23 protein-coding genes are annotated in these 26,449 nt (G+C 68.3%); 17 read left to right on the top strand and 6 right to left on the bottom strand.

Annotation, left to right across the window (positions count from 1 at the left end; genetic code table 11):
• Nucleotides 1-87: 87 nt before the first annotated feature.
• Together BLR21_RS41895 and BLR21_RS31680 are read right to left on the bottom strand one after the other, a co-directional pair.
• A complete protein-coding gene (locus BLR21_RS41895) occupies nt 88-1,308 on the bottom strand; it encodes an FAD-binding protein (RefSeq protein WP_176929890.1) in 1,221 nt (406 codons plus the stop codon).
• On the bottom strand, nt 1,308-3,509 hold the full coding sequence (locus BLR21_RS31680; RefSeq protein ID WP_256335083.1) for a tetratricopeptide repeat protein: 2,202 nt from the start codon (nt 3,507-3,509) through the stop codon (nt 1,308-1,310). Before BLR21_RS31680 ends, BLR21_RS41895 begins: the two co-directional genes overlap by 1 nt.
• A 321-nt stretch (nt 3,510-3,830) precedes the next feature.
• Between BLR21_RS31680 and BLR21_RS31675 the strand changes: the two genes are divergently transcribed.
• The 16 genes from BLR21_RS31675 (at nt 3,831) to BLR21_RS31590 (ending at nt 19,300) form a co-directional block, all read left to right on the top strand.
• The gene (locus tag BLR21_RS31675; RefSeq protein WP_090011811.1) at nt 3,831-4,475 is read left to right on the top strand and encodes an A24 family peptidase; all 645 of its coding nucleotides are present in this window, start codon (nt 3,831-3,833) and stop codon (nt 4,473-4,475) included.
• A gap of 252 nt (nt 4,476-4,727) precedes the next feature.
• Nucleotides 4,728-5,261 carry a hypothetical protein gene (locus BLR21_RS31665; RefSeq protein WP_256335064.1) on the top strand — a complete coding sequence of 178 codons (534 nt, stop codon included), beginning with the start codon at nt 4,728-4,730 and terminating at the stop codon, nt 5,259-5,261.
• Nucleotides 5,255-6,115, top strand: a complete 861-nt coding sequence (locus tag BLR21_RS31660; protein WP_090011805.1) for a hypothetical protein — start codon at nt 5,255-5,257, stop codon at nt 6,113-6,115. The genes BLR21_RS31665 and BLR21_RS31660 overlap by 7 nt, the downstream gene beginning before the upstream one ends.
• Before the next feature lie 86 nt (nt 6,116-6,201).
• The gene (locus tag BLR21_RS31655; protein ID WP_090011803.1) at nt 6,202-6,909 is read left to right on the top strand and encodes a hypothetical protein; all 708 of its coding nucleotides are present in this window, start codon (nt 6,202-6,204) and stop codon (nt 6,907-6,909) included.
• The gene (locus BLR21_RS31650; RefSeq protein WP_256335063.1) at nt 6,909-7,769 is read left to right on the top strand and encodes a CpaE/TadZ family protein; all 861 of its coding nucleotides are present in this window, start codon (nt 6,909-6,911) and stop codon (nt 7,767-7,769) included. Before BLR21_RS31655 ends, BLR21_RS31650 begins: the two co-directional genes overlap by 1 nt.
• On the top strand, nt 7,766-9,268 hold the full coding sequence (locus BLR21_RS31645; protein WP_256335062.1) for a TadA family conjugal transfer-associated ATPase: 1,503 nt from the start codon (nt 7,766-7,768) through the stop codon (nt 9,266-9,268). Before BLR21_RS31650 ends, BLR21_RS31645 begins: the two co-directional genes overlap by 4 nt.
• A complete protein-coding gene (locus BLR21_RS31640; RefSeq protein WP_176929889.1) occupies nt 9,265-10,173 on the top strand; it encodes a type II secretion system F family protein in 909 nt (302 codons plus the stop codon). The genes BLR21_RS31645 and BLR21_RS31640 overlap by 4 nt, the downstream gene beginning before the upstream one ends.
• Before the next feature lie 10 nt (nt 10,174-10,183).
• On the top strand, nt 10,184-11,077 hold the full coding sequence (locus BLR21_RS31635; protein WP_090012007.1) for a type II secretion system F family protein: 894 nt from the start codon (nt 10,184-10,186) through the stop codon (nt 11,075-11,077).
• A 46-nt stretch (nt 11,078-11,123) separates the two neighbouring features.
• Nucleotides 11,124-11,315 (top strand): hypothetical protein, encoded by a 192-nt coding sequence (locus BLR21_RS31630; protein ID WP_090011799.1) that lies wholly within the window; start codon nt 11,124-11,126, stop codon nt 11,313-11,315.
• 7 nt (nt 11,316-11,322) lie between these two features.
• Nucleotides 11,323-12,033, top strand: a complete 711-nt coding sequence (locus tag BLR21_RS44085) for a TadE/TadG family type IV pilus assembly protein (protein ID WP_256335061.1) — start codon at nt 11,323-11,325, stop codon at nt 12,031-12,033.
• On the top strand, nt 11,954-12,631 hold the full coding sequence (locus BLR21_RS31620; RefSeq protein ID WP_143027949.1) for a hypothetical protein: 678 nt from the start codon (nt 11,954-11,956) through the stop codon (nt 12,629-12,631). The genes BLR21_RS44085 and BLR21_RS31620 overlap by 80 nt, the downstream gene beginning before the upstream one ends.
• On the top strand, nt 12,628-13,116 hold the full coding sequence (locus tag BLR21_RS31615; RefSeq protein WP_143027948.1) for a TadE/TadG family type IV pilus assembly protein: 489 nt from the start codon (nt 12,628-12,630) through the stop codon (nt 13,114-13,116). Before BLR21_RS31620 ends, BLR21_RS31615 begins: the two co-directional genes overlap by 4 nt.
• Nucleotides 13,113-13,559 (top strand): pilus assembly protein TadG-related protein, encoded by a 447-nt coding sequence (locus BLR21_RS31610; protein ID WP_256335060.1) that lies wholly within the window; start codon nt 13,113-13,115, stop codon nt 13,557-13,559. Before BLR21_RS31615 ends, BLR21_RS31610 begins: the two co-directional genes overlap by 4 nt.
• A gap of 79 nt (nt 13,560-13,638) precedes the next feature.
• Nucleotides 13,639-14,043: a hypothetical protein gene (locus BLR21_RS31605; RefSeq protein ID WP_090011795.1), complete on the top strand. Its 405-nt coding sequence runs from the start codon at nt 13,639-13,641 to the stop codon at nt 14,041-14,043.
• A 111-nt stretch (nt 14,044-14,154) separates the two neighbouring features.
• Complete coding sequence (locus BLR21_RS31600; protein WP_256335059.1) at nt 14,155-17,295, top strand: AfsR/SARP family transcriptional regulator; 3,141 nt, start codon at nt 14,155-14,157, stop codon at nt 17,293-17,295.
• A 1,447-nt stretch (nt 17,296-18,742) separates the two neighbouring features.
• Nucleotides 18,743-19,300, top strand: coding sequence for a hypothetical protein (locus tag BLR21_RS31590; RefSeq protein WP_090011793.1), 558 nt, complete (start codon nt 18,743-18,745; stop codon nt 19,298-19,300).
• 259 nt (nt 19,301-19,559) lie between these two features.
• Here the strand turns inward: BLR21_RS31590 and BLR21_RS31585 are convergent, their stop codons facing one another.
• The 3 genes from BLR21_RS31585 to BLR21_RS31575 form a co-directional block, all read right to left on the bottom strand.
• Nucleotides 19,560-22,199 carry a TniQ family protein gene (locus tag BLR21_RS31585; protein ID WP_090011791.1) on the bottom strand — a complete coding sequence of 880 codons (2,640 nt, stop codon included), beginning with the start codon at nt 22,197-22,199 and terminating at the stop codon, nt 19,560-19,562.
• The gene (locus BLR21_RS31580) at nt 22,196-23,275 is read right to left on the bottom strand and encodes an AAA family ATPase (RefSeq protein ID WP_218131023.1); all 1,080 of its coding nucleotides are present in this window, start codon (nt 23,273-23,275) and stop codon (nt 22,196-22,198) included. Before BLR21_RS31580 ends, BLR21_RS31585 begins: the two co-directional genes overlap by 4 nt.
• A 77-nt stretch (nt 23,276-23,352) precedes the next feature.
• A complete protein-coding gene (locus BLR21_RS31575) occupies nt 23,353-25,260 on the bottom strand; it encodes a helix-turn-helix domain-containing protein (RefSeq protein ID WP_218131022.1) in 1,908 nt (635 codons plus the stop codon).
• Nucleotides 25,261-25,309: 49 nt separating this feature from the next.
• On the opposite strand from BLR21_RS31575, the gene BLR21_RS43280 reads away from it, so the two are divergent.
• Entirely contained in the window at nt 25,310-25,450 is a 141-nt protein-coding gene (locus BLR21_RS43280; protein ID WP_218131021.1) for a hypothetical protein, read from the top strand.
• A gap of 40 nt (nt 25,451-25,490) precedes the next feature.
• Here the strand turns inward: BLR21_RS43280 and BLR21_RS31570 are convergent, their stop codons facing one another.
• Nucleotides 25,491-26,225 (bottom strand): TnsA-like heteromeric transposase endonuclease subunit, encoded by a 735-nt coding sequence (locus BLR21_RS31570; protein WP_218131020.1) that lies wholly within the window; start codon nt 26,223-26,225, stop codon nt 25,491-25,493.
• Nucleotides 26,226-26,449 lie beyond the last annotated feature (224 nt).

Below are 26,449 nucleotides of genomic sequence, written 5' to 3'. Positions count from 1 at the left end.
GTTCCTGGTGCACTTCAGTCTTGAAGAGTCCACAACAGACTGACAAGGTGTCTTCTGTATCGCGGTGAACGCGAGACAGAAGACGGTCTACGGCAGCGGATCGAGATAGAGCCGCCCACCCGCCTGGAGAGTCTTGGTGACGAGGACATCGTTTGCTGCCTGCATCGCGGCCACGACCTGAGGTGCGCCCGCTGGTGCGTAGCGCAGCGCCGCGACAAGGAAGACGATGTCGTCGTCGGGCAGCATGAGCCGCGGTGTGGTGATGCGATCGGTGCGCAGCGGATAGGCGAGGACAAGGCCGAAGTCGCTGTACAGGTCGGCGCCGAGGTCATTTTCGTTGTGGCGCAGCAGTTCTTCCGCGGCTGTGTTCGGCACGAGCAGGTTGCACCACGGGTGCGGCGACTCCCACAGCCCGGCGTTGCGCAGGAGGGGTTCGCCGTCGGCGAGCCGGTTGACGAAGTCCCAGTAGCTCGCGGTCCGGGTGTCGGCGTCGCGGAAGCCGAGACTGTCGAGTCGGCCGTGGCCTGCGGAGACGCCGGTGAACGTGACCGCTTCCAGCTCGGCGACACGCTGCCCGTCACGGAGCTTGAGCTGTCCTTCGACGTAGTCGAAGGCGCCGGTGGTGATGAGGTGCCGCTGGCGGGCGACGAGCTGGTCGACGGTGTCGTAGTGGAGTTTGTGCCATGTCACGGTGTCCGGAGCGGGCACAAGGCGCAGGGTGGCGCGGGTGATGATGCCGCTGCGGCCCCGGCCGGCGCGCACCGCGTCGAACACTTCCCGGTTGTCGTCTGGGCCACAGGTGACGATGTCGCCGCTGGGCGTCACGACGTCGAGACTGAGGAGGTTGTCGGTCTGTGCGCCGTGGTGGTGGCTCGCGCCGCCGAGGCCGCCGACCGACAGGGTGCCGCCGACGGTCAGTTCAAGGTAGTCGGTGAGCACTGGAGGGGTCAGTCCGTGAGGCAGGGTCGCTCGGAGCAGATCGCTCCACCGCGCACCCGCGTCGACGACCACGCGGTCGGGACGGACGTCGTGAACGCGGTTGAGCTGGTTCATGTCGACCACCACGCCACCTGGCGCCTGAGCCTGGCCGCTGGTGGAGTGGCCCTGCCCGCGGGGCACGACCTGCAGGCCGTGCTCGCGGGCGCACCGGACCACGATGCTGATGTCGGCTGCGGAGGCGGGGCGCAGCACCGCTGCGGGTAGGTGCTGGACTGTGCCGCCGTAGTCGTGCGCTGCCCAGCGCAGCGCGTCCTGGTCGGTGTCGAGCGTGCCGGCCAGTTCGGGAAGGGCCGCAAACGCTGGGGCCACTACTGGTCCTCCTTCAAGCTGTTGATCATCTGCTGGCGTAGTCGCGTCGCGGTGGGCTCGATGTTGCCGTTGAGCAGCTCCGCGGCGGCAGACCACGCTTTGTGGGCGGCGTGCTGATTGCCGCGCTCGGCCTGTAGGTCGCCGATGCGACTGTGGACGTGGGCCTGACTCCACACGTCGCCGACGTAGTGGAAAGTGGCCAGCGCGTCGTCGAGGTGCCGCAGGGCGAGGTCGTACTCGGTCGTCGACTCGGCCAGGCCGGCGAGCAGGGTCGATGCGCATCCCGACGACATGAAGTCTTCGGTCTCGTCGAGGCTCTTCCTGACAAGCTCGAGTAGCTCGCGCGCGTCGGTGGTGGCGCCGAGGGCAGCCCGTGCCATCGCGAGGTGCGCGGTCGCCACCGCGTGCTCCCAGCTGTCGCCCGCGTCGTCGCTGACCTGGCGGGCGGTTTCGCAGTGCGCGATCGCGGTGTCGTAGTCGCCGAGCTGGCAGTAGGCCCGTCCGAGGCCGACGTGGCAGGCGGCGATGCCGCTGCGGTCGTCCAGCTCGGCGCGGATGCTCATCGCCTCCTGGTAGAGCCCGATCGACGAGGCGGCGTCGCCCGCGTCGATGCCGGCATCGGCCAGCGTTTCCAGCATCCACGCCTCAGCGTCACGGTGCCCGCCCCGGCGCGCCATGGCGAGTGCGTCCTTGAGCGCGGGCACCCACCAGGACCAGGCGCGGCGGTGGAAGAGCATCTCGTTGATCACCACCGGCAGGTAGGCCACAGAGGTGATGTTCCACCGCGCTCCGCACCGGACCAGCCGGACGAGCAACCGCAGCTCCTCCTCGAACCAGCGGATGGCGTCCGCAGACCGACGGAATGTCAACGTTGTCAGATTGTGATTGGGCAGGTCTGGTGGACGCCGGGGCCGCGAAGGCCAAAGCAGCCGTGTCGCCGCCGCCCCAGCGCGCAGGTAGGAGTCGATGAGCCGCTCGAGCGCGGCGACGTTGGCTTCGTGCGGATTGTGCTCCAGGGCGAGTTCCTGGGCGTAGGAGTGGACGAGGTCGTGCATCACGAACTGGTCCTTGGCGGTCAGCTCGACCAGGTGCACGCTGGCCAGAGCGGATAGGTGGCCCAGCGCGAATTCCGGCGGGAGTTCGGTGAGCGCCGCGGCGGCCTCGATACGGATCGGCCCACCGGGATGCAGCCCCAGCAGCCGGAACGTGGTCGCCATCTTCTCGGGTAGAGCGTCGTGGGAGTAGGACAGCACCGTCCGCACTGCGAGGGTGTCATCGACAGCGAACACATCGAGCGGCTGACGCCGCGTGAGCTCGTCCGCCAGCGCACTCAGCGGCGTATTGCGCCTCAAGTTGACGCGTTCCGCCGCGATGCGCAAGGCGAGCGGTAGTCGCCCTGCCCGGTCGGCGATAGCCCGCGCCGCGGCAGGGTCGACGTCAAGCCGCGGCCCGACCACCGACCTGAGCAGCTCGTGCGCTTCGCTGGCGCTCATCGGCTGGACGGTGAGGCGGACCGCGCCTTGGTGCACGACCGCACCCGACATGCGGCTGCGGCTGGTGATCAACGCGAGGGACGTTGCCGAGCCTGGCAACAGCGGGCGGATCTGCTCGTCGTCGAACGCGTTGTCCAGCACCACCAAGGTGCGGGTGCCCTCCAGCAGGGTGCGGTACAGGGCCGCCCGCCCGCCGAGGTCGCTGGGGATCTCCGACGGGGTAGCACCGAGTGAGAGCAGGAACGCGCCGAGTACGACCGAGGGGTCTTCGGGCGGGCCGGCGGCGTAGCCGCGCAGGTCGGTGAACAGCACACCGTCCGGGAAGTCCGCGGCGATCTCGTGCGCCCAGGTGACCGTGAACGCGGTCTTGCCCACGCCGGCCGGGCCGTCGATGGCGATCACGCCCTCGTGCACGGCCAAGGCTGCCTCGGCCTCCTCGAGCACCTGCCGGCGCGCTACGAAGCCGCGTACCGCCGCCGGAAGCTGGGCGGGGCGCACGCGCTCGCGCGTCGCCCTGGAACGGGGCTTGGGCACGACAAGCTCAGCGAGCCGACCGCTGGCGCCGAGCGCGTCGTCGATCGCCGCGGCGACCTCGGGGCTGGGCACGCTGCGGTCGTGTTCGAGGTTGCTGAGATAGCCCCGGCTCACGCTGGACTCAGCACTGAGCAGGGTCAGTGACTTTTTCTGCGCATCCCGCAACTCGCGCATTCGCCGACCGAACGTCTGGCAATTCGTTTGGATATGTTCATTCTTCGACCCCCCGGTCGTGTGGATAGCTGTCTTCTGTCTCTTGTTCATCGCGATACAGCTCCCCCCTAGCGGTTCCCCCTTGAACCTGCCAACACTGAACGTTGTCAACTGACCACAAGCAGTGGAAACAGCAGGTCCGAGGAGGTGAGGGTATGCAGACGACTCGTTGCTTCGTCACGTATTCCACGCAACCACGCGTACGAAGTCACCCGGTCGAACGACAACTTTCGTCGCTCATCCGAAACGAATTCGCATTCTGCGCTCGTCACGGGAGGCGCAATGTCGCTCTGGCTGACCTATGGCCTTCTCGGCGCGGTTGCGGGCCCCGTCGTCACCGTTGTTGGCCGTCGCGTGGCGCTGCGCGAACCGCTGTCGTGGAGTTCAGCTGTCCGAAGCGAATGGGCGGCGATGCTCGCGGCAAGCGCGCTGCTGAGCCTCGTGCTGGTCGAGGTGGCCGAGCGGCGGCCAGCAGCAGCGGGCGCGGTCTCGTGGCTTGCGATCATGGGCTTGCTGCTCGCGTCGATCGACTGGGCGTGTCACCGGCTTCCCCAGATCCTGGTCGGCACGCTGCTCGCTGGTGGCGCCATCCAGCTCGGTCTCGCTGCGTTTGTCCAGCACGACGGTGCCGGACGCGTGCTGCGGGCCGGCGGTGCTCTTGCGGCGGTCTTCGCGGTCACGGTGACGATGGCGTTGGTGTCACCGGAGGGCTGGGGCGCCGGCGACGTCACCCTGTCCACCACAGTCGCGTTCTTCCTCGGCTGGTTCAGCTGGTCGCACGTGGCCATCGGGCTCGGCTTGGCGCTCGCACTCGGCGCGGTCACCTTCGGTGTGCTGCGCGCGAGAAGGGCCTACTGGCAAGGACTGCAGATTCCCCTCGGACCAGCGCTGGTCTTCGCACCGGTCTGCACGATCCTGCTGATGTAGCGGAGGCCTCCTGATGTGCCTGCCGTTCAGAGAAGAAGGCCCCCGTGATTCTGGGCGGACCACTGGCGACGCTGCGGCGCGTGATCGCGCTGTTCGCCCTCATTGTGCTCGACGCTCTCGCCGACGACTTGCGCCCGGACACCGGCTTCACGCCGGGCGCGCCGGTCGAGGTGGACCCCATCCCCCCTTCGGGGTCCACCTCGGCACCACTGTTCACATTCCCGGTTGGAGGCCGCGGTGAACCTTACGAAGATGCCCCTGGTCGTAGCAGGCATGGTGATCATGCTCAGTGCATGTAACGGCGCACCGGTCGCCACGACGACCAGTACGCCCGCACCAGCCCTGCCGCCATCCTCCACAGCTTCGTCAGCCGACGTCGCTCGCGACAAGGCCACTGCCGCATACGAAGGGATGTGGGGTGACTTCGCCACCGCTGGCAAGACCTCGGACTGGCAATCTCCCCGCTTGCGCCAGCACGCGACAGGCATCGCCTTGGACAAGCTCTCCCAGAGTCTCTACGGCGACAACTACAAAGGTCTTGTCACCAAAGGCGAGCCGGTCCTTCGACCGTCTGTGTCCACTGTGGATCGTGAGGGTGATCCGCGAAAGATCGTCGTCACGGACTGCGGTGACTCTTCGAACGCGCTGAAGTACCGAGCCGACAATGGCCAGCTGGCCGACGACAAGCCGGGTGGCCGTCATCTCATTAACGCTGTAGTGGAGAAACAAGCGGACGGATCGTGGAAGGTCTCCGACTTCGGTGTCCATGAGGTGGGGTCATGCTGACCATCAGATACGTCGCGGCCCTCGTGTCCGCCGCACTCATAGGAGCAGCGCTCGCAGCCCCGCCTGTACGGGCGGACAACATCTTCGGTGACGTCAACTGCGGCCAGACGCCTTCACCCGCGTGCCAGCTCACTGCCGGCACTCGGCCGGACCGGCCGACCGCCAACGGCAAGCCCACGACCGGGATACACGACGACAGCGGTGCCGCTGACAGCGAGTTCGGCTGTCGGTACGTGCCGGTGGACTATCCCGCGCCGAGCGGGCCTTCGCCGGAGCCAGGCGGCTGGTTCATGGTGTTGTGCAGTCCCGACGGCAAGGATCCTGACTCGCACGGCCCGGTGTGGGTTCCTTCAGGTGCGGGCACGCCGCCGACGTTGAGTCCGGAGCAGGTCGCGCAGATGGCGCGCAAGCAGTTGCAGTTGCCTGCTCCGGCCATTACGGCCAGTCCGTCTGGGACGCAGCTGGTGCACTTGCCCACGTGGCTGTGGCTGTCCGCGGGGTGGACGGATTCGGCCGCAACCGCATCGGTGCCGGGTGTATTGGTGACCGCGACCGCGACGCCGGTGACGGTCAGCTGGTCAATGGGTGACGGCACCATCGTGACGTGTACCGGGCCAGGTACCCGGTATCAGGCCGATGCCGACCCGAAAGCGAGCTCACCGGACTGCGGGCACACCTATCGCCGCTCCTCCTCTCGTGAGCCAGGACAGGCGTTCGCCGTGTCCGCCACCGTGCACTGGACCGTCACCTGGTCCGGCGCCGGCCAGAGCGGCACGTTCCCGGACCTGACCACCACGAACTCCACGACGTTCCGAGTCGCTGAGTCACACGCCCTGAACAACGGGTCCCGCTGACCTTCAACTGAACCACCTTCCCTCAACCGCTCGCTGATGCTCATTCGCGACGCGGCGCACTACTCCCATGCCTTTTGGAGGGCGACATGAGCACCTTCGTCACCGACAGCCACGCCGTCACGAGTCAATCCACATCAGACAATGGACTGTGGATGAGCGGCAAGCAGCGCAACGTCTCACGCTTGCGCGGCAGGCGACGAAACCGTCCCTACCTGGTGCTCGGCTTGTTGCTCCCAGGTCTGTGCGCGGGAGCGTTCCTGTGGATCTCGCTCGCCACCGACGATCAGCGGCCGGTGCTGGCGCTCGCCCGCGAGGTGACGGTCGGGCATGTGTTGGTGGCGCAGGATTTGCGGCGCGTCAAGGTCGCGGTCGACGCGGGCGTGCTGGTCGTGGACGCCGGGCAGGCGGCCGGCGTGGTGGGCAAGACCATGTCGGTGAGCCTGCCCGCGGGTGCCTTGCTCACCCCGGACGCGATGGACTCCTCCGCGGTTCCCGTGGCGGGACAGGCGATCGTGTCCTTGGCGCTGAAGTCCGGCCAGTTCCCCACCGAGGTCGGATCGGGAGCACGGGTGACCGTGGTGATCGTGTCCAGTGGCACGAGCGGACCCGTGCCGCGCATTCCCTCCGCGGAGGGCACCGGCACGTGGCCGGGTGTGGTGACGAGCGTGGCGACGCCGCCCCACGAGCAGGTCACGGTGGTGTCGGTGCAACTCACCGAAGCCGCGGCCAGTCAGGTCGCCGCGGTGCCGGTCGGCCAGCTGTCACTCGTGCTCGTAGCGGGAGGTGGCCGGTGATGCTGGTCGCCATTGTCAGCCTCAAAGGCTCACCAGGCGTGACGACCTTTTCTGTCGCGCTGGCCGCCCGCTGGCCGGCTCCCACACAGCCGGTGCTCGTCGAAGCGGATCCGTCCGGAGGCGACATTGCGACGCGGTTCCGCCTGCCTTCCTCACCCGGCCTGCTCAGCCTTGCCGCGGCCGCACGGGGCAGCGCCGACCCAGGGTTGCTGTGGCAGCACACCCAAGCGCTACCAGGAGGCCTGCTCGCGGTCACCGCGCCGCCGGACGCAGATCTCACTCGCGGTGCCCTGCTCACCCTCACCGCAGACTCACCTTCCGGCGCGGGTCTCATCCGGGCCAGTGCGCACAGGCCCGGTGTCGTCGTGATCGCCGACTGCGGCCGGATCGATCACGCCTCCGCGGCGATGAACATCGTCCGCGAGGCCGACGCCTTGGTGCTGCTCACCCGCGCACACGCCGACGATCTCGCGCACCTGGCCCGCAGACTGCCCACAGCCGCGCGCTGGACACCCCGGCCGATGCTGCTGCTGGTCGGGGACGGCTACGCCACCACCGACGTCGGCCGCGAGCTCGGCGTGATGCCGCTGGGCCGCATCCCGCACGACCCACACGGTGCCGCTGTCCTGTGTGGACGGCCACCGCGATCGCGGTGGCGCCGCAGCCGGCCGTCGCATTCCGCGCTGGGCCGGTTCGCGCACAAGGTCGCCACCGAACTGGCACCCAGGATCGTGGCTGCACCCACCCTCAGTCTCGTCAACGGCACCGGCCCAGCCCACGAACTCCCTGTCACACCACGGCTTCCCGCAGACGACCAGTCCGGCAGGCAGGAGCACTCTTGGAGAGGAGTCTTGTCATGACTCAACCCGTGAACGGGCATCTCAGGTCGGTGCCGCCGCTGCCCCGCCAGGAGCCGTGGTCACCGCCCCAACAGCCCGGCACCAGCCCTACCTACGGCGGTATGTGGAATGCCACAGCGGGCGGCAGTCCGCCCACCGTGCCACGCGACGATGCCGGCGAGGACATCGATCGTGCCGCGCGCGACGGGCTCCGGCAGCACTTGCGCGTCGTCCTGGCCGACGAACTGCCCAGCCAGGTAGACGCCCACGAGAAACGCAGCGGCGCCGCGATGATCCCGTCGGCCCGCCGCTCGCTGGGCGAGGCGATCCTGGCGGACGCGGCGCGCCGCCACAGCGAGCGGGAACTCACGGCCAACCGACCCCTCGTCGCGCCGGACGTCGAGCGCCAAGTGGTCGTCGAGGTGCTCAACGAGATGTTCGGCATGGCGGGCCTGCAGCCGCTGCTGGACGACCCGACGATCGAGACGATCAACGCCAACCGCTTCGATCGCGTGATCGTGCAGCACACCGACGGCCGCCGCGAACCGGTCGCGCCGATCGCCGCGTCCAACGACGAACTCACCGATCTGGTCCGGCTGCTCGCCGCGCGGGCGTCCAGCCAGGAACGGCGGTTCGATCACGGTTCCCCCGCGGTCAACCTTCAGCTGCCCGGTGGTGAGCGGTTGTTCGCGGTGATGGGGTTGACCGCGGACGGGGTGACCTCGCTGTCGATCCGCCGGCACGGCTACCTCACCGCCACCCTGCCCCAGCTGCGCGAGCGCGGCACGATCGACACCGGTCTGCGGGAGTTCTTGCGCGCGCTCGTGCGCGCCCGCAAGAACATCCTGATCACCGGCGGTGCCGCGGCCGGGAAGACGACCATGTTGCGGGCGCTGGCCTCGGAGATGGATCCGCTGGAGCGGATCATCACCATCGAGGACGCGTTCGAGCTCGGGCTGGAGCGTGATCCGAACATCCACGCCGATGTGACGGCGCTGCAGTCACGCGAGCCGAACGTGGAGGGTGAGGGAGCGGTCTCCCAGGCCGAGTTGGTGCGGTGGGGCCTGCGGATGTCGCCGGACCGGGTCATCGTCGGCGAGATCCGCGGGCCCGAGGTCATCCCGATGTGCAACGCGATGTCGCAGGGCAACGACGGATCCATGGCCACGCTGCACGCCTCCAGCTCCCGCATCGCCTTCACCCGCCTGGCCTCCTACGCCGCGCAAGGCGCCGAGCGGCTGTCGCTGGAGGCCACCGCGCTGCTGGTCGCGAGCGCGGTGCATTTCGTGGTGCACCTGGGCCGTGGCAGCGACCGGGCCACCAGGGTCGTGTCGTCGGTCCGCGAGATCGTCGACGCCGACGGGCCCCTGGTGGTCTCCAACGAGGTCTACCGGCCCGGTCGCGACTGCCGGGCTCGCCCGGTGGCCGGCGCGCTGCGCGCCGACACCCTCGACGAGCTTGCCGCCGCCGGACTCGACCCTGTCGTGCTCGACCAGCCCGACGGGTGGTGGCCACGATGAACGTCTCCCTCGGCACCGCCCAAGGACTTGCCGTCCTGCTGGGCCTCGGTACAGGGCTGGGAGTGCTGCTGTTCGTCATCGGCTGGCACGGCGTCGAACAACGCCCTCGCCTGTGGCGCGCGCGACCGCGCAGTGGCGAACAACGTCAGCGCTTCGGAATCCGGTTCGGTGTCGCGCTCGCGGTCGGTGTAGCAGCCGGCGTGGCGACCGGCTGGGTTGTCGGCGCGGTCCTGGCGGGGATGGCCTGCTGGGCGCTGCCGCGTGTTCTGGGCCGCGACCCGGAGCACGCGCACCGGGTCGCGAAGGTCGAGGCGATCGCCACCTGGACCGAGATGCTGCGCGACACCCTGTCGGCCGCATCCGGGCTGGAACAAGCGATCCTCGCCACCGCGCCACTGGCACCGGCCCCGATCCGCGGCCAGGTCGCCGGCCTGGCGCGTCGCCTCGAGAACGGGCAACGGCTCGCGCCGTCGCTGCGGGGGCTGGCCGACGAGCTCGCGGACCCGACCGGCGATCTGGTCATCGCCGCGCTGGTGAAAGCCGCAGAGCAGCAGGCCCGCCAGCTCGGCGAGCTGCTCGGCGCGCTCGCCCAGACCGCGCGGGAACAGGTGTCGATGCGGATGCGGGTGGAGGCCGGTCGAGCGCGCACGCGCACGTCGGTGCGGGTGATCGTGGGGACCACGCTGGTGTTCGCGGTGGCCGTGGTGCTGCTCAACCGCCCCTACTTGTCGGCCTACGACTCCGTGACAGGGCAAGCGGTGCTGCTGGGTATCGGGTTGCTGTTCGCGGTGGGATTCGCCTGGCTGGCACGGATTACCCGCATCGCGCAGTCGCCGCGGCTGCTGGCCTCCGCCCAGGCGCCGATGGGGGAGCGTCCCCGTCCGGTCGCCGAGGGGCAGGTGTGACGTGGCTGCCGTGGTGACCGCGCTGGTTCTGGGCGCTGGATTCGGTTTCGGCCTGTGGGCCTTGGCGTTCGCGGTGTTTCCGCCTCGGCCGGCGCTGGGCGTGGTGCTGGCGCGGGTCACCGCCGCGCCAGCACCGCCGCCGATCGTGGTCGTCGGCGAGACGGGATGGGCCGCGCGGCTGGGCAGTCCCGCGGTCGCGCCGCTGCGCGCGCTGGGGCTGCCCGGCGAGCGGCTGCGCCGCGACCTCGTGGTCATCGGACGGCCGATCAGCGCCCACCTGGCGGAGAAGGCCAGTTTCGCTCTCGCCGGACTGGTGGTGCCCGCGCTCCTGCTGCTGGGGCTGTCCGTCCTCGGGCTGCCGATCGGCTGGCAGTTCCCGATCATCGCCGGGCTCGTCCTGGCGGCCATCGGATTCGAGCTGCCCGATCTGCGCGCACGTGCCGAAGCGGCGAGTCTGCGCACCGGGTTCCGGCATGCGCTCTCGGCGTTCCTGGACCTGGTGTGGATCACGCTGGCCGGTGGCGCGGGCGTCGACAGCGCGCTCAACGACTCGGCGGCGGTCGGTCACGGCTGGGCGTTCACCCACATCCAGCGGGCACTGGCCGCAGCGCGACTGACCCGCACGACCCCGTGGGCCACGCTGCGGCAGCTCGGCGACGAGCTCGGCATCCCGGAGCTGGTCGAGCTGGCCGCCTCGGTCAGTCTGGCCGGCACCGAAGGCGCCAAGGTCCGCGCGAGCCTGGCTTCGAAAGCCACGGCCTTGCGGACGCGACAGCTCACCGACGCCGAAGCCGAGGCCCACTCCGCGACCGAACGCATGGCGCTACCGGTCATGTGCCTGTTCCTCGGCTTCCTCGGCTACGTCGCCTACCCGGCACTGACACAAGTGATCAACGGCCTCTGAGTCGAGGAGCAAGTTCCGTTTTTCGTTATAGGACAAGGAGAAGACAATGACGATCAACCAGTTGAGCATGGTGTGGACGATGGTGCGGGCACGCATCGACCTGCTGCGACGCAACCCCAGCGCGGGCTACGTGAGCGAGACGACACTGATCACCGCCCTGCTCATCTCCGCGGGAGTCCTCGTGCTCGGAATCATCGTGGCCAAGGTAATCGCCAAGGCCACGAGCATCGAACTGTGAGCACCCGATGGCACACTTGACCGCTTCCACTCAGGACTCGCGCGGCTGCCGGAAACAGCGCAGCCGTCGGCTTGCCGTCCGGCATCGTCGCTTCCTGCAGCGGATTCTGCAGGACGATCGCGGCGCGGCCAGCGCGGATCTCGTGCTCTTCACACCGCTACTGCTACTGGCGCTGCTGACGCTCGTGCAGTTCGTGCTGTGGTCGCACGCCACCCACATCGCACAAGCCGCCGCCTCACAAGGACTCGCCGTTACCCGAGCACAGAACGGAACTGCCGCGGTGGGCACGGCGAGCGCGCAGCAGCTACTCGACCAACTCGCACGAGGCCCGCTGACCGGCGCAAGCGTCAATGCCGAACGCAACCCCGAGTCGGCATCCGTGCGGATCACCGGCACCGCGAGAGCCGTTGTCCCGTTCCTGCGACTACCGGTTCATGCCGAAGCAGCGGGTCCCGTCGAACGGTTCGTGCCAAATGTTAACGGGTTCAGGAATTCCGAAGCGGTCCCTGAAAGGCCCAACCCGGCTCCAGCGGAGTCGTCCCCACACCGGGACGGTGATCCGCACACAACCGATCGGCCTATCGAATATCCACAAAGGATTGAACAGCGTGGCGCTGTGAGAGGACTGGGAGTGTCTGATGAACGAGTCTCCTGTGCGGTACGGGAGCTTCAGTTCCGGTACCGAACCGGTGCTGTGGCGTCCCGGTCTGGCCCGTGAGCGGCTGTGTCGCCGTGCCGTGTGGCGTTGCCTGCTGCCTGATGCCGGGCTGTATGCACTCGGCGGGGTGGTGACGCTGCTCATCGGCGTGGCCAACCGGCCCATGCTTGTTCTTGTTGTCGCGGCGGGAGCGGTGCTCGTCGTGGTCGCGGTGCTGATCGCACGCTACGACTACCTGCGGTTCGGTCACGACCTGTCGGCTCGAACGGCTGCCTGGCGCACCGACCGCGGGCGAGGTGAATGGTACTTCCGTTCCACTGATTTCTTGGATCGGGGACCGTTGGCTGCGGCAGCCCTGGCCGCGCAGGTCATCGACGCGGTGCACCTGAGTCATTCGGGGCCCGCCGCGCCGTGGATCGGCCAAGGCCACTTGGACGCTGTTCACCGGCTGGCGTGGGACATGCTGCTCGCGCTGTACCAGGCGCCCACGGCACACGACGATCTGCAGCCGGTCATAGCCCGGCTCACCCTCGCCACCGCACACATCCGCGAAGCCAACCGGCGGCTGCACCACGCCGCGGCCACGACCCGGACCGACGACCTGCTCGCGCACCTGACCGCACTGCACGACGTTCTACCCGCGGCGGTGACGCCATGACCGCCGCACGGACAGCGTCGTACGGTAGGTCGCCGTGTCGCAGGTCGTGGTGGCGTGAGGACCGGGGCTCTGCGAGCAGCGAGATGGTCCTGGTCACGCCGCTTCTGGTGATGCTGCTGGTCTTCGTCGCGGTGGTCGTGCACCGCGGTGTCGACGCACGGCTGCGGATCAATGACGTGGCGCACCAGGCGGCGAGAGCGGCCAGTCTCGAGCGCACGAGTGCCCGCGCCGCCGGCCAGGCACGCGCGACCGCGACCGCCGCGCTGGCCTCCGCGGGGGTCACCTGCCGATCCGTGGCCGTGGACATCGCCACCGCAGGTCTGCAGCCGGGCGGCACCGTGACCGTGACCGTCAGCTGCGACGTCGACCTCGGTGACGCCCTGATGCTCGGCGCAGGCCAGAAGCGCTTGTCCGCCACGGCAATCGAGCCGGTGGACACCTACAGGTCCGGCGCCATCGTGACCGCGGGAAGGAGCGGCAGATGACCTGGATGAATCAGCTGGCACGGCGGGTGCGGTCGTGTGCGGACGACGGGCAGGTGAGCGCGTTCGTCGTGACGATCACCCTCGCGCTCCTGGCGCTCGCCGGGCTCGGCCTCGACGGTGGCCTGGCGCTCGCGGCCAAGGTCAAGGCCAACGGCCACGCCGAGGCCGCCGCCCGCGCTGGAGCGCAAGCCCTCGACCTCGCCCAGTACCGCGCCAGCGGCCAGCTTCACCTGATCCCGGCGCAGGCAGCGGCCGAGGCCCGCTCCTACCTCGGCAGCGTCGGCGCCTCCGGCACCGTCACCGTGTCCGGGAACACCGTGACCGTCACGGTCACGGCATCCCAGCCGACCCAGCTACTCGGACTCATCGGCGTGTCCCGCCTGCAGGTTCACGGCGAGGGCAGCGCGCATCCGCAGCGCGGCGTCACGACCGCCGAACCCTGACCCACCCCCGCAGCCCAGGGGTCGAGCCCAGGGGCTTCATCGCTCGCACCGCAGCATCCGCACAGAAGGGGAGACCACGATGGCCACGACCGATATCGCGACAGCGCAGGAGATCAGGCGCCGAGTCGAGGAAGCCGACACTGCTCGGCGGGAGCGGCGAGCCGCTGCGGCGCAACAGGTCGGTGAGCTCGCCCGGCAACGGGCGATCCACGCCGGCAAGGTCGAGGAGTTCGATCGGCAACTCGCAGAGGTCATCGCCGGCTCGCGTGACGTCATGGACATCGACGAGCTGTTGCGGTTCACCAGCATCCGGCCGGCTGTCCTGACGGGATGGCTCAACGCCTCCAAACCGGCTCGTGCGAAGAAGAAGCCGCTCACCGCTAGCAGGCCCGACGACCCGAGCCGCGAGCCGTCCGCTGCGAGCACCACGACCAACGGCCAGGCAGTCCCGCCACCGCAACTGGTCACGGCGGACGTGACTTGACGGCCTCCGAACCGGTCGAGCTGGGGTGATCCCAGCCAGGCCGGTGCTCACCCGCAGGACAGGACGCATCGGGCCGCACAAGGCCTGTACAGCCAAGGAAACGAGCCAGCCGTGACCTCCAAGCCGCACCACACCCGCAGAGGGTCAGCTCTGTCGCCGGCGCTGGGCTGGCGTGTCCGGCGGGGACTGGTCGGCACGATCCGTGTCGCCTGCCGTGTGCTGCGCGGTCTGGTCGCCGCGACGACGCTACTGGCCTTGACGGCGGGTGTGCCGTGGGCGCTGTGGCATTACGTCGGCTGGCCGCTGCCTGACCACGTTCTGACCTGGACCGAGCTGCAGGTCGTGTTGCTCAGCCCGATCACGGCCGAGTTCGTGCTGGATGTCATCGCCTGCGCGTGCTGGATCTGGTGGGCGGCGTTCGCTCTCGACGTCGTGGCCTGCACTGTGGATGCGGCCCGGCGCGGGTTCGACGCGGCCCGGTCCGTCGAGTTCTCCGCCGCGGGCCCGACGCAGGCGCTGGCGGGTGTTCTGGTCGGCTCGATTCTGATGGCGGTACTGGGCAACCGGCTCACACTGGCGGCGTCCGCCCCGCTGTCGGCCACGCTCGGGGCCGGAGCCCCGGTCGTGGCGACCGCCCCAGCCTGGCACCACCCCACACCCGGCACCGAGGCGCTGGAAGGCCGGTCCTCGGTAGCGCCCGCTGGTGGCGCGGGTGATGTTTCCACGCGGCCGGAGTCGGTGGTCGTGCTGGCACCGCAGGACGGAGTCCACGACTCGTTGTGGCGCATCGCGCAACGCACCCTCGGCGACGGCGCCCGCTGGCCGGAGATCTTCGAGCTCAACAAAGGAAAACCGCAACCGAACGGGCACGCCTTCACCCAGCCCAGCCTGATCTTCCCCGGCGAGGAGCTCACACTGCCACACAAGGCACATGCACCCACGCCGCCGCCAGCCGATCAGGCCCCGAACTCTCCCGCCCCGCCATCGACCTCCTCCGCGCCCTCGACCAGCCTCCAGCCGTCCACACCCGCCCCACCCGCGCCATCTACGCCTCAGGCCCCACCGTCTGCGACGAGCCGCACCCCAGCACCGCAGGCGGCGGACGAACCCGGCTTCCGGTGGGGCGCCGAGCTGTTCGTCAGTCTCGGGCTGGCAGCCGCGGTCAGCGCGACGCTGATGCTCGCCCGCCGCCGCCATCGCAGCCGATACCGGCCCGGCAGCGGCGACCGCGACGACCTGCCCGTCGCCCCGGTCGTCTACCAGCTGCGCCTGGCACACCTGCGCACCGAGGCACACAACGAGATCGGCCTCGACGACGAGGCGGACGACGAACACCAGCAACGTCCGCGGCCTGTCTCGGCCGCGCCGCCCTTGGTGGTGGGCGCACACGAGACCGGTGCTGGCTGCACCGCGGTCCTCACGCCAGGAGTCGGTGTCCGCGATGGGCGCGAGATCGCCCTCGACCTTGCCGCCGCTCGCGGCCTCGGCCTGGTCGGCGCCGGCGCCCCCGCCGCGGCCCGTGCTCTGCTGATCGAGGCACTCACTACCTCGCCACACCACCTGGCGACGTCGGCGGGGACGGTGGTCATCGTCCCCGTCGGCGACCTGGTCTCGATGCTCGGACGCGAGGCGCGCCACCTGCGCCTGCCCTCGACAGTGCGAGTCGTCCGAGACCTGGACAGCGCGTTGGACGCGGTGGAGGCCGAGATCCTTGTGCGCGCCACCGCCAGCCGGGAACCAGGCGCCGAGCCCAGGATGTGGCCGCCGCTGGTGCTGGTTGTACAGCCTCCAGCACTGCACCTGCGGCTCCAGGCGGTCCTGGACACCGGCGCGCCGTTCGGGGTCACCGGGCTGCTGCTGGGCCAGTGGCAACCCGGCGTCACCTGCTATGTCCGCGCCGACGGCACGATCTCGGCCACCGGTCCCGGTCTGGGCGAAGCCCTGCGCGGCACCCAGGTGTTCCGCCTCGGTGGCGACGACACCACCCAGCTCCTTAATTTGCTGCACCAAGCCGAACCGCAGCCTGACGCGCCGGACACCAGCTACCTTCCCGACCTGCCACCGGCACCACACACGCCCGTCGCGGCCACGCCACCGGCCGGCAACGATCACACGGTGCCGAGCGCGGAAGGCCCGCTCGAGACCCGCCCCTCCAGTACGAGTGAGATCGAGCTGAAGGTCACGGCCGCGGCTACGCAACCCGCACCCTCCGACACCCAGCCGGAGATCCTCGATCCCAGCCCAGCGCAGGGCCTGCGGAAGCGACAGCAGAGACCGGACCGCGCGGACGTCGTTGGTGCGGAGAAAGAACATCCACAGCCGGGCGCACTCACCGATGATCCGGCGCCTGCGGACGGACACACCGAACCCGTGGCCGCAACACCGCCGGCCTTCGCCCCCCACCACGAGGACGACACGGACGCCGCGCAGATCACGGTCACCGTGCTCGGTGGCCTGCGCGTGCACTGGCACCCCGAGCCTCACCCGGCCACGAGCTCCCGGGAGATCACCGGGACCTTGCAGCCCAGAACCCAGGAACTGCTGGTGTTTCTCGCCCTGCACCCTGACGGCGTCACCCGCGACCCGCTCGTCTCGGCGCTGTGGAGCCACGACCCGCCGGCCCGACCGACCAACGCCCTGCACACCGCGCTGGCACGGATGCGCACCGCACTGGCCGCCGCCACCAACGGAGCGGTGACCGACATCGTCTCGACGAGCAACGGCCGCTACCAACTCGACCCCGCGGTGGTGAGCGTCGACTACCGGCGCTTCGCTCACGCTGTCGCCGCACGCCGCGCCGCCACCACCGACCAAGCCCGAATCGACGCCCTCTGGGACGTGGTCAACGCCTACGGCGGAACACTGGCAGAAGACACGACAGCCGAGTGGATCGAACCCGTACGCGAGGCGATCCGCCGCGACGCTGTCGACGCCGTCGCCGCGCTGGCCCGCGCACTGGTCGACACCGACCCGCAGCAGACCCTGGACCTGCTGGAGGTCGCGCGGGCATTCGACCCGCACAACGAGCCGCTCTACCGCGACATCATGCGCCTGCAGGAACGGCTCGGGCAGATCGACGCCATCCCGCGGACACTGACCCTGCTGAGCGCCCGGCTGGCCGAACTCGACGCCGCACCGACCCCACAGGCTCGCGGCCTGGCAGCCCAGCTGGGACAACGCCACGAGGACAAGCCGGCCGGCCCAGCGAGTTCACACGCTCAGGGCACACGTGATCGCAGCACGGCCAGTTGACATGGCGCCAGGACGGCACGGGCCTCACGACCACAGCCAGGACCGAGCTCGTGCCCGCAGGCTTGCCCTGTTCGCTGGCCTCGCCGTCGCTGAGACCGAGTTCGTCCAACTCGGCAATTTCGGTAAGTGCGACTACCTTGCCGCCAATCCGGCAGCGGTACGCCTGAGCGTGCGCGATGAGTTCCGGGTGCGCGCCAAGCGGGACGACCAGAGCCTCGGCCAGCGTCAAGAACTCCAGTGCTTCGACCTTCAACGAGTACGTGACCGTGCCCGGAAAAGACTTTGCGCGCAGGTCGTGCAACAAAGTTTCGATAGTCACCTTTTTCGGTGTGTGCGGCCAGGAATGCTATTCTGCAGGTCGGGATGTTTGCCCGGAGATTCTTCGTCGATGGAATACGAGCTGGCCGTGGAAAGAATTCCTTCTCGTCATGCGAGGTCACCCGAGGTCGTCGTGACCAGTGTGGCCTGTTCCCACTTGCCCCGAAACGGCGCCTCGGGTCATGGACATCCCGAAGAAACCCCTCACCCCTCATCGTCGCGCTCACATGCGCACCAGTGCCGGCCGAGTCCTCGCGCCGTACCCGTCGCCCTCTCGTTCAGCGACACAATCCCTACGGCTCCTATTCGAGCGCCCGCCTCTGCTCAGTGCTACCGCGGGAGTCGGTACTGGCCTCCCACTCGCCCCGGAGCAACGAGGCTTTTCGTCGTCCGGCAGGGCGCCGGAATCAGCCCTCCGTATTCCGGCTCACGTCACACCGTCACAGAACGTCACGCCACGTAGCGGCAGGGAAGACCATCTGCGCGCACAGTGCCTTCCTGTAGGGTCTCAGCGCGCGTGACATGTTGATCTTGTGTGACCTGCGGCTTCTTGATTGTCTCACGGCGATGTCATCTGAGGTCGATCTCAGTTCCGTGGCATTTCCTCGGCGGTTCGGTGGACTCTGGCGTGTTTGCGGCGGAGTCACCGTTGCCGACTCGGTCGAGCACAGCCAGGACCGGAGTCGCGTCTTGTGCGAATTTCTCCCCGGCGTGAGTGACCTGACCTGGGCCACGATTCAGGTCCTACAACGGGTTCTCCGCCAGGATCCGGTTCGGCAACCAGGGCATGATCGCCGAGAACGATCCGGCCGAACAGGAAAAGTCGGTCAAATGGAACTCGCTGCTGTGCAACCTGATCGAGACCAGTGCTTGCCTGCAAGGCCTCTCGGTCACCCGCTGATCTGACCGGGTGGCCGGCCGCCGGGTCGTAGCGTTGCCGAGTTCAGTCACCTGCATCGACTGAGACTGTGGCAGGACCTTCGACCACGGCCCAGTTCCACGTTCCCTTGACCTTCCGCAGGACGTCACCAAGGTCTTTGCCGGTCCCAGGGTCGGGGTGAACGATCGTGTCGATGAGTTTGGCCCGGCACGCCTTGTTTTAGTGGTACTAACGTTGTAACTTAGTTCTGTGGCTGCCGTCGAAGACCTCCAGGAGCTCAGGACAGGGCTCAGTGTCGCGCTGGCGCGCGTCGAACGCCTGATTGAGCGCGGATCCGCGCCCCCTGCGGCAGCCGACAACGGTGCCGTCGACGTGATGAACCTTCCCCGCACCAAGGCAATCGAGTGGGTCCTGGTCCATCAAGGTCGGCCGATGCGACCTGTGGAGATCTGGTCGGCACTTCAGGCGGTCGGCCGCAACGACCCCAAGACGGAGATCCAGGTAACGACCTACGACCTATGGCAACGAGGTCGCATCGACAGAATCGGACGGGGTGTCTACCGCACCGCTCCCAGTATCCAGCCCGACGAGCAATCGGCAACTGATGACCAAAACGCAAAGGCGGGTGAAGAGATGGAGAGCAGAACCACCGACCAACTCAGAGTTGAGCTTATGCGTTTTGAAGAAGAGTTGCGGACGGCTGGCCTCAAGGAGAATTCGATACGCACCTACGTGGATCGAACCGCCTACTTCCTACGCTGGCTCGACGGCGACTACGAACCAGGGTCGAGTGCTCACAACCATTAGCAACCGGCCGCCGGGCTCGACTATGACTGACCACCGACCTGAACCCTGAACCGCCGGCGCCTGCGGCAGTCTGGACACCCCGCCGAGTAATGCTCAGGTGGCTTGACCACTGCCCACGCACTGCTCACCGAGCGGTTCGGCTGCTCAGCTCACCAGGATTCCCAAATGATCTTGTAGGACCTCACCGCCGACGGCATGTCGATCTTGCGCGACCTGCGGTTTCTCGGCTTGTCTCACTGCAGTCTCACCAAGATCGGCCTCAGTGTCGTGGCATTTCCTCAGCGGTCCGGCGCGTTGTGGCCCTGTCGCTGTTGCCGCTTCGGTCGAGGATCGTCAGAACTGGCACTGCGTCTTGCGCGAAATTCGCACCGGCGGGTGTCAGTCTGATGCCGCCGGAGTCAGGCGTGGTTTCGAGCAGTGCGGCGCCGATGGCGTGTTCGAGTTGGTCGATTTGGTGCCTGAGAACGGCTTTTCTGGTGCCGAGGTGTCTGGCGGCGTGGTCGAGGTTGGGGTGTCCGGCGGTTGCCAGGAGTCGTCGGACGCGTTGTTCGGCTCCGCGGGTGGCGAAGACGGTCCAGATGGTGACGGAGAACGCGTCCGGCCCGCCGTGCGCGCTGAGGATGTGCTTGTGCGCAGCGACGCCGTGGCGGATCGCGAGTCCGAGTTCGCGGGCGTGCCGAGCCAGATTGGCCGCCGGAATGCCCAGATCGGCGGCGATGTCGGCGAAGGAACGGTGGTTGTCTTCGTATTGCTCGCGCAGCCAGGCTGGGTTGACCGTGCGGAGAACCTCTCGTGGCGTTGGTGGTCCGATTCCGTTGCTGGTGAGGAGTTCGTTGATGCGTTGGTGGTTGTGGCCGGTGAGTTTCGCGATCTGACCTGGACGGAGTCCCTGGCTCACGTAGGCGCGTAGATCGTGCTCGTTGGGCAGGGCTGTGGGCGGGCTGTTCGTGCCTGGTGCGGGTTGGTGTCGTGGGGTCCTGGGTTGTGGGTGCCGGACGGCGGCCAGGTGGATGTGTTCGGGTGTGGTGTGCAGGCGGGCGGCGATCTCGTTGCGGGTCAGTCCTGTCTGGACGAGGTCCCAGAGTTGTTGTGGGAGAACGTCGTCGGGGTGGGGGCCGGGCCAGGAGACGGTGCCGGTGTGGTCGAACGGCGGTTCCCAGGTGACGGGTTCGTCGATGTGCAGGCGCCGCAGCAGGGTCTGGGCTTGCTGGTGCAGATGCGTGGACAGCTGTGCGGGAAGGTGGAAGACGAAGGCGGTGTAGTGCTCGCCGTCGAGTTCCGGGGACAGCGTCAGCGGCTGCGGGTAGTGGTAGGGGTGGCTGCCGGTGAGCAATTCGATCAGGTGTAGTCGCGCGAAGCGTTCCTGGCGCTCGGACGAGCGGTGGCAGATCTGTGCGCAAGTCGCCCGCCAGGCTGTGCTGTCGAGGGTGGCGGCGCAGATGCGGCGCCATCGGCGGCGGCGTCCGTAGTCGATGGGTGCGGGTTGATCGTCGAGTGCGCGGGCGAGTTGTCCGAGCACGGCGAGCACGGGTTCCCAGGCGCCGGCCTCACGGAGTGTCTTGGTGAAGTGGGGGCAGACGGCGTTGCTGGCCGCAGGCAGCTGAAGCAGTGTGCGGGCGGTGGTGTAGTCGACGTCGCCGAGTCCGGCGATCTGCAACAGCATGCTCAGCGCTTGGCGGTAGGGCAGCGGGTCGAACAGGCCCTGGGGGTTGAGGCGCAGCGCCCACCCTCGCCAGAACAAACTCGGGACGCTGGCCGCTCGTGCCGTGCCGTGCCCGGATCGCGGGCGGCGTGGGGTGCTGGTCGCGATGCCGTAGCGGAGCTGGTGCGCGGGGTTGAGACGAGGACCGATGCAGGTGAGCAGTGAGCTTTGGAGTCCGGGGCTGGCGTTGTTCCATTGGTCCAGCAGGCGGGAGAGGTGGGCTTTCGAACCGCCCGTGGGAGTGTGCGCGAGCCAGCCGGTGATCACCGGGTCCGGTGTGGTGGAGCCGGTGGCGAGCATGAGGTCCGCCGCGGTTGCGCCGACCGCGACGTGGGCGGCGTCATCGTCGTGGGCGTTGTCGGAGAAACCGTGGTCGGCGACCAGATCGCGGATGATCGCCGCGATGGATTGCGGTGGTATGGCAGGGGTTCGCAGAGCGGCCAGTGCCGCGCGGGCGGCGGCGTGCAGGTCATCGAGGATCTGCTGCGGTGCAGCCAAGGCGGCCAAGGCGGCCGGGGTGCGCCGGGCGGCCAGCAGCGCGGCGATGGTGGTGTTGACGTGGCGTTGGGCCCGCAGCACAGGGCTGTCGGCGTCGAGTGGGACCGCGTCGGCCTCTGACAACGGGTAGGTGCAGGCGGGTGGCCCGCCGTGCGGCGAGTGCTCGAGGAGAGCGAGCCCCAGATCACCGAGGTAGGGCGAGCCGGCAGGCTGGGCGCGGGTCCGGACGTGGCGACGTCCGCAGGCCGGACAGGCGTCGAGCAGGAGCGTGTGGTGGCGGGTGCAGGCGAAGCTCCAGGCCAGCCGCCAGGACAGCATCCACCGATTTCCGTTGTCGGACAGGCACTTGGGGCAGAACCGTGATCCTCTCAGTCCGCGCCACCAGCGTGGACGGCTGCCTGCTCGCGCGGGCCGGTCGATGATCAGCCCGGTGCCGGAATAGCGGTCCAGGGTCAGGGCGGCCAGGGTGTCGGCCGGGACCCCGGTGGCGATACTCACCGCGGTGAGTTGGTCGGCGTCGAGGTGGCGCACCCAGGGTTTGCGGCTTCTCGCGGTGTTCCACCGCGTGGTCACCCCCGCGAACCGGAAGAGGTCGAAGACGTTGGTGTGCAGGCGTTCGGCCAGTGCTTCCAGCCAGCTGTCCAGTGCTTCGCCGGGCAGCGGTGCCAGCCGGATCGGCAGGGTGCGCGGGCGGTTCATCCGGCGAGGCAGCGGGCCGGGGCGACGCGGGTCGACAGCCGGCGAGCCTGGATCGCGGCGTCCAGTTCGCGGCGAGCCGTTTCCGCGGCGGCATCGTTCTTCACGCCGTCCAGCAGATCTTGGCTCAGGTGCTCGCAGCCGGTGCGGACGGCGCGCTGGCAGCCGCGGTTGATCAGAGTCATCAGCGAGCCGATGTGCCCGGTGCTGCGGGCGAACAGGTAGTCGGACAGCTCATCGGCCAGCATCCCGGGGTGTTTCTCGGACAGCGCCAGGCGTTGTTCGATGGCCAGCAGCATCTGCCGCCACTCCCGCCGCCCTGCGTCGGTGTCGACGGTGAACGGCCGCATGTCCAACGCGGTAGTGCGGCGTCCGGTCTGGGCGAGAACGGCGTTGGTGTAGGAGTCGCCTTCGGAGAACAGGCCGCGTTCGGCCAGACCGACGCCGATGAGCACCAGCGTGACCGGGAACTCGTTGGCGATGTATTTGAACTGGTTGCTCACCTCGATGCCGGATGTCGCCCGCCAGCGCAGGAAGTGCAGATCATCCACGATCAAGACGCGGACCGCGCAAGAAAGCATGCAATCCAGAGCCCGGTGCGCGAACTGTGCGGTCGTGCCCCGCTGATGGCCGGGATGACCGAAGTACTCCAGCATCGCCCGGTTGAAGTCCTTCATGCCGGTGTTGCCGGTCAACCCGACCCGGCAGACCGGCCAGCGTTCGTGTCCGTCCGCGGTGAACGCGCCGTTCTCGGCGATCTCGCGGAGGTGGAACTGTTTGGCGAACGCCAGCACCGAGGTGGTCTTGCCCAGCCCGGGGAACGCGTCGATCGCGATCGCGCCCTTGGCCTTGTCCCCGTCCTGGACGTTGCTGTCCACGATGTCCCACAAGTCCTCGTGCAGCCCGGCCAGCTGCGGGGTCTTGATCGGACCGAGGTTGGCGTGCCAGACCCGCCGCCGCTGGTTGTAGTCAGCGAGCGCGTCGTCCCCGAGGCGCCGCAGGTCCTTTGTGGTCAGTGGTTCGGGCTGGCTGCGTGCGGGGGCGTCGACGAAGCTGCGCCAGCCTTCCTTGCGCGCCAAGGTGAGGTTATCCAGGCCCGCGGGGCGATCCGCTGCTCGTTCTGCGCCTGGTGAAGGTTGCTCGCGACGTGTGTCGGTCACACGTCCTCCAGAGCATCGGCGTAGAAGTCGTCCTCGGCGTCGACGGCCTCCAGGTCGTCGATGTCGTCGTCGCCCATCTCCGCCACCGGCTCGTCGGCCGGGACTTCGCCAGAGGCTGCGGTGGCCGCCAGGACTCGGGCCACTGACGGCAAGACCGACACCGCCTGCTCCCGTGGTTGCTCGGGCAGCCCGATTGCGGCCTGTTCGCGGGACAGCCGCAGCGCCATCCGCCGTTCTGGCAGCGTCTGGCCCAATCCGATGTTCCAGCGCTGGAACAGGTCGGCGACCGCGATCTTGTCGTCGGGGTAGGTGTATTTCGCGGCGGCCAGCTTGCGCGCGAACTGCAAGGCGTCCTCGCTCAGCGGCATCGTCAGCGACGGAGCGTGCTCCCATGCCAGCGTGTGCCATCTGCGGGAGGCCGGGTCACGGAAGTAGACGCGGGTGATGTCGTCGGGATCGACCTGCAACGGCCAGCGGCCGTTGGCCTTCCCGGTGTAGGGGCTGGTCTCGTTCTCCTTGCCCGTGAGGATCGGGCCGTTGTAGCGGCGGCCGTCGATCTCCACCCCGTAGTGCTGAATCGTGCGCCACTCGGTCTTGAGGAACTCATAGCCCAGGTCCGGATCGCGCGGAACCTCGATATAGCCGGCCCGCGCGACACCATGCTCGAACATCATCGCCGGCGACATCCGCAGTTTCGGCAGGTGCGGATCAACCAGGCCGCTGTGTGGCTTGTGGTGGTAGACCGTCGCGACCCATTCGCGGATGATCGCTTCGAGTTCGTCGAGGAAGAAGAACGCGTCCGCCTCGGGATTCAGACCCCGAGAATGGACGTCCGGGCCCTTGTAGCCAGGCAGCGCCTGCAACAGATCTTCCCGCAGGGTACGGAAAAATCGCTCCACCGGCCCCTTGTCCCGGCCCGTCCGCAACCTGGCTGGCTGTATCGAGATCCCCATCCGACGACACACGCTGGTCAGATGCTCCGACACGTAGATCTTGCCGTGATCAACCACGATCGTCTCCGGCACCACCGCCGGCGACGCCGCACCCGGCCGCTCGACCGCATCGGCATCCAGCAGCACCGACCGAGGAATCCCGTGCTCGGGCCAGACCGCATGCGCGGGCCAATCCCGCCCAGCCGGCCGCGGCCGGAACGCCTGGTAGAGAACCGAAGCCGCGTCCACCGACTTCGTCGACACCGGCGTGAGCCGTAATCCGACGACACACCGGTCATACCAATCCATCGCGACCGTGAGCTCGGAGTTGATCCACCGCAACGTGACCGGGTCCAGCGCGAACACGTCCAGCCGGGTGGTGTCCATCAGCACGTACTCGCCCGGCCGCGTCGGCCGCAACTTCCCGTAAACCTCATCCGGCCGGTCGGCGATATCCCGATTCCGCTTGGCGCTCAACCGAAACGTCGGATGCCGTCGCTCCAACTCCTCCAACACCCGAAACGCCGTCGCCCGGCTCGGCACCTTCACCACGCCCGACCCGAACCGCACGGCCACCCGCGCGTCGGTCCGATCGATCACCATCGTCCGCGACGGCTTCGACTCCCCGGTGTGCTCGACCATCACCGCCAACGCCGTCTCCACCCACCGCTCGTCGGTGTGCCCCAGCGGCCCACCCGCTGCGCGGCCCTTCTTCGGAGCCAGTCCCGCTTCACCATGGCGGCGGTAATCAGCGACCCAGCGTTTGACAGTCCGCAACCCAATCCCCAGCTCAGCAGCCTTCGACTCGTATCTGCTCGTCGCCGACAGGCCAGGTGCGTATTCGGGACGGGGCTCACCAGCGGCCGCCAGTTCCGCAGTTCCAGAGCGGTAACCAGTCAAGACCTCACGCACATGAGCGGCCCGTTCCAACACCTGCTGCCGTTCGGAATCGGTCAGCTCGGCCAGCAGCACGCTCGCCAACTCCAGCGGGTCATCAGCGCAGGGACCAGGAGAGGTCGGGATGATCTGGGCCCGCTCCGAAACCAGCAACTCCCGCACCGACACCCGCACGATCCGCTGGTCCGTGGCGTACTTGAGCACGACCTCGTTGCCGGCCATGGTGGCCAGCAACTCCACCACCTCGACAACCTCACCGTCGTAACAGACGCGCGTGCCGACGCCAACACGCACCGCCGCGCTGCTCATGCAGCAACCCTCCTCAGCACATGGGCGCCGCTGAGCGGGCGGGTCAAATCGACCTGGAAGTGCTGTTGCCACAACAGATGCAGGACCGCAGACCTCACCATCGCGGCCGGTTGATCCGGGAAAGACCGGCAGGCCGCCGCCAGTGTGGCACCGTCAAGATCCGCAGAGCGGAGCTCAGCAACAAGCTCATGATCGAACAGCCAGTCCCGGCGGTACCCGGCCAGGAACCGCACGTTCTCCAACTCAGCACGGGGCGGTTCGCTCCACACCTCGTACCGCCAGCCGCGTGACTCCACCACCCGCCGCGTCCAGGCGAAAGTGAACGCATTCTCCGGCTTGACCACCCGATGCCGCGGCTTGACGTCCACCACCAACGGCCCGGCGCTGGTGAACAGCAGATAGTCCGGAATGTGCCGGCGCAACACCCCACCAACCGCAGCGCGCAGCAGGAACGGCTGTGCCACAATATGATCTACGGACCTGTCGAAATCCGCGAACAGTAAACGCGCTAACTCCAGCCGAGATTCGTAGATCACCAGATCCCGCTCGGTGGACGACCAGAAGGCACCCGGGTAATGCTTCTGCCCCTTGTGCCAGCGGAAAGTCCGCCACGGCAGTGCGGAGATCAAAACGCCGACGTCCACCTCCGTCCACGGGCACACGAGCTCCGCCTCCGGCGCGAATCTCCGGACATGGATCGACACCGAGCAAGGCTCGGCTGCAACCATCATGGGCTCGTCCTCCCGCTGCTGGTCGGTGAGCGGCAGAGCGGCCAGGGATACACCACACGCGCCAGCGACGTCGCGAGACAGGGCGGCCAGTCGGCGACACCACCCAGACGGCCCAAAAGATCAAAACAACGATGACGGCCAGCGGCAAGTCTCATACCGATGGCACAAGTGTCATCCAGGTGCCAAGATCATTGAGAATGTGCCATCAGCGGTGAGACCCTACA

It is taken from the genome of Lentzea albidocapillata subsp. violacea (genome assembly GCF_900100275.1).
Taxonomy (GTDB): Bacteria; Actinomycetota; Actinomycetes; order Mycobacteriales; family Pseudonocardiaceae; genus Lentzea; species Lentzea violacea.
This window is presented reverse-complemented; position numbering and strand designations above follow the sequence as displayed.

Coding starts and splice junctions, on each gene's coding strand:
- BLR21_RS31675 (WP_090011811.1), top strand. CDS start 3,831: ATGTCGCTCTGGCTGACCTATGGCCTTCTCGGCGCGGTTGCGGGCCCC.
- BLR21_RS31630 (WP_090011799.1), top strand. CDS start 11,124: ATGACGATCAACCAGTTGAGCATGGTGTGGACGATGGTGCGGGCACGC.
- BLR21_RS31605 (WP_090011795.1), top strand. CDS start 13,639: ATGGCCACGACCGATATCGCGACAGCGCAGGAGATCAGGCGCCGAGTC.
- BLR21_RS31680 (WP_256335083.1), bottom strand. CDS start 3,509: ATGCGCGAGTTGCGGGATGCGCAGAAAAAGTCACTGACCCTGCTCAGT.
- BLR21_RS31585 (WP_090011791.1), bottom strand. CDS start 22,199: ATGAACCGCCCGCGCACCCTGCCGATCCGGCTGGCACCGCTGCCCGGC.
- BLR21_RS31650 (WP_256335063.1), top strand. CDS start 6,909: ATGCTGGTCGCCATTGTCAGCCTCAAAGGCTCACCAGGCGTGACGACC.
- BLR21_RS31665 (WP_256335064.1), top strand. CDS start 4,728: ATGCCCCTGGTCGTAGCAGGCATGGTGATCATGCTCAGTGCATGTAAC.
- BLR21_RS31570 (WP_218131020.1), bottom strand. CDS start 26,225: ATGATGGTTGCAGCCGAGCCTTGCTCGGTGTCGATCCATGTCCGGAGA.
- BLR21_RS31655 (WP_090011803.1), top strand. CDS start 6,202: ATGAGCACCTTCGTCACCGACAGCCACGCCGTCACGAGTCAATCCACA.
- BLR21_RS31610 (WP_256335060.1), top strand. CDS start 13,113: ATGACCTGGATGAATCAGCTGGCACGGCGGGTGCGGTCGTGTGCGGAC.
- BLR21_RS31615 (WP_143027948.1), top strand. CDS start 12,628: ATGACCGCCGCACGGACAGCGTCGTACGGTAGGTCGCCGTGTCGCAGG.
- BLR21_RS43280 (WP_218131021.1), top strand. CDS start 25,310: ATGATCTGGGCCCGCTCCGAAACCAGCAACTCCCGCACCGACACCCGC.
- BLR21_RS44085 (WP_256335061.1), top strand. CDS start 11,323: ATGGCACACTTGACCGCTTCCACTCAGGACTCGCGCGGCTGCCGGAAA.
- BLR21_RS31620 (WP_143027949.1), top strand. CDS start 11,954: ATGAACGAGTCTCCTGTGCGGTACGGGAGCTTCAGTTCCGGTACCGAA.
- BLR21_RS31640 (WP_176929889.1), top strand. CDS start 9,265: ATGAACGTCTCCCTCGGCACCGCCCAAGGACTTGCCGTCCTGCTGGGC.
- BLR21_RS31660 (WP_090011805.1), top strand. CDS start 5,255: ATGCTGACCATCAGATACGTCGCGGCCCTCGTGTCCGCCGCACTCATA.
- BLR21_RS31645 (WP_256335062.1), top strand. CDS start 7,766: ATGACTCAACCCGTGAACGGGCATCTCAGGTCGGTGCCGCCGCTGCCC.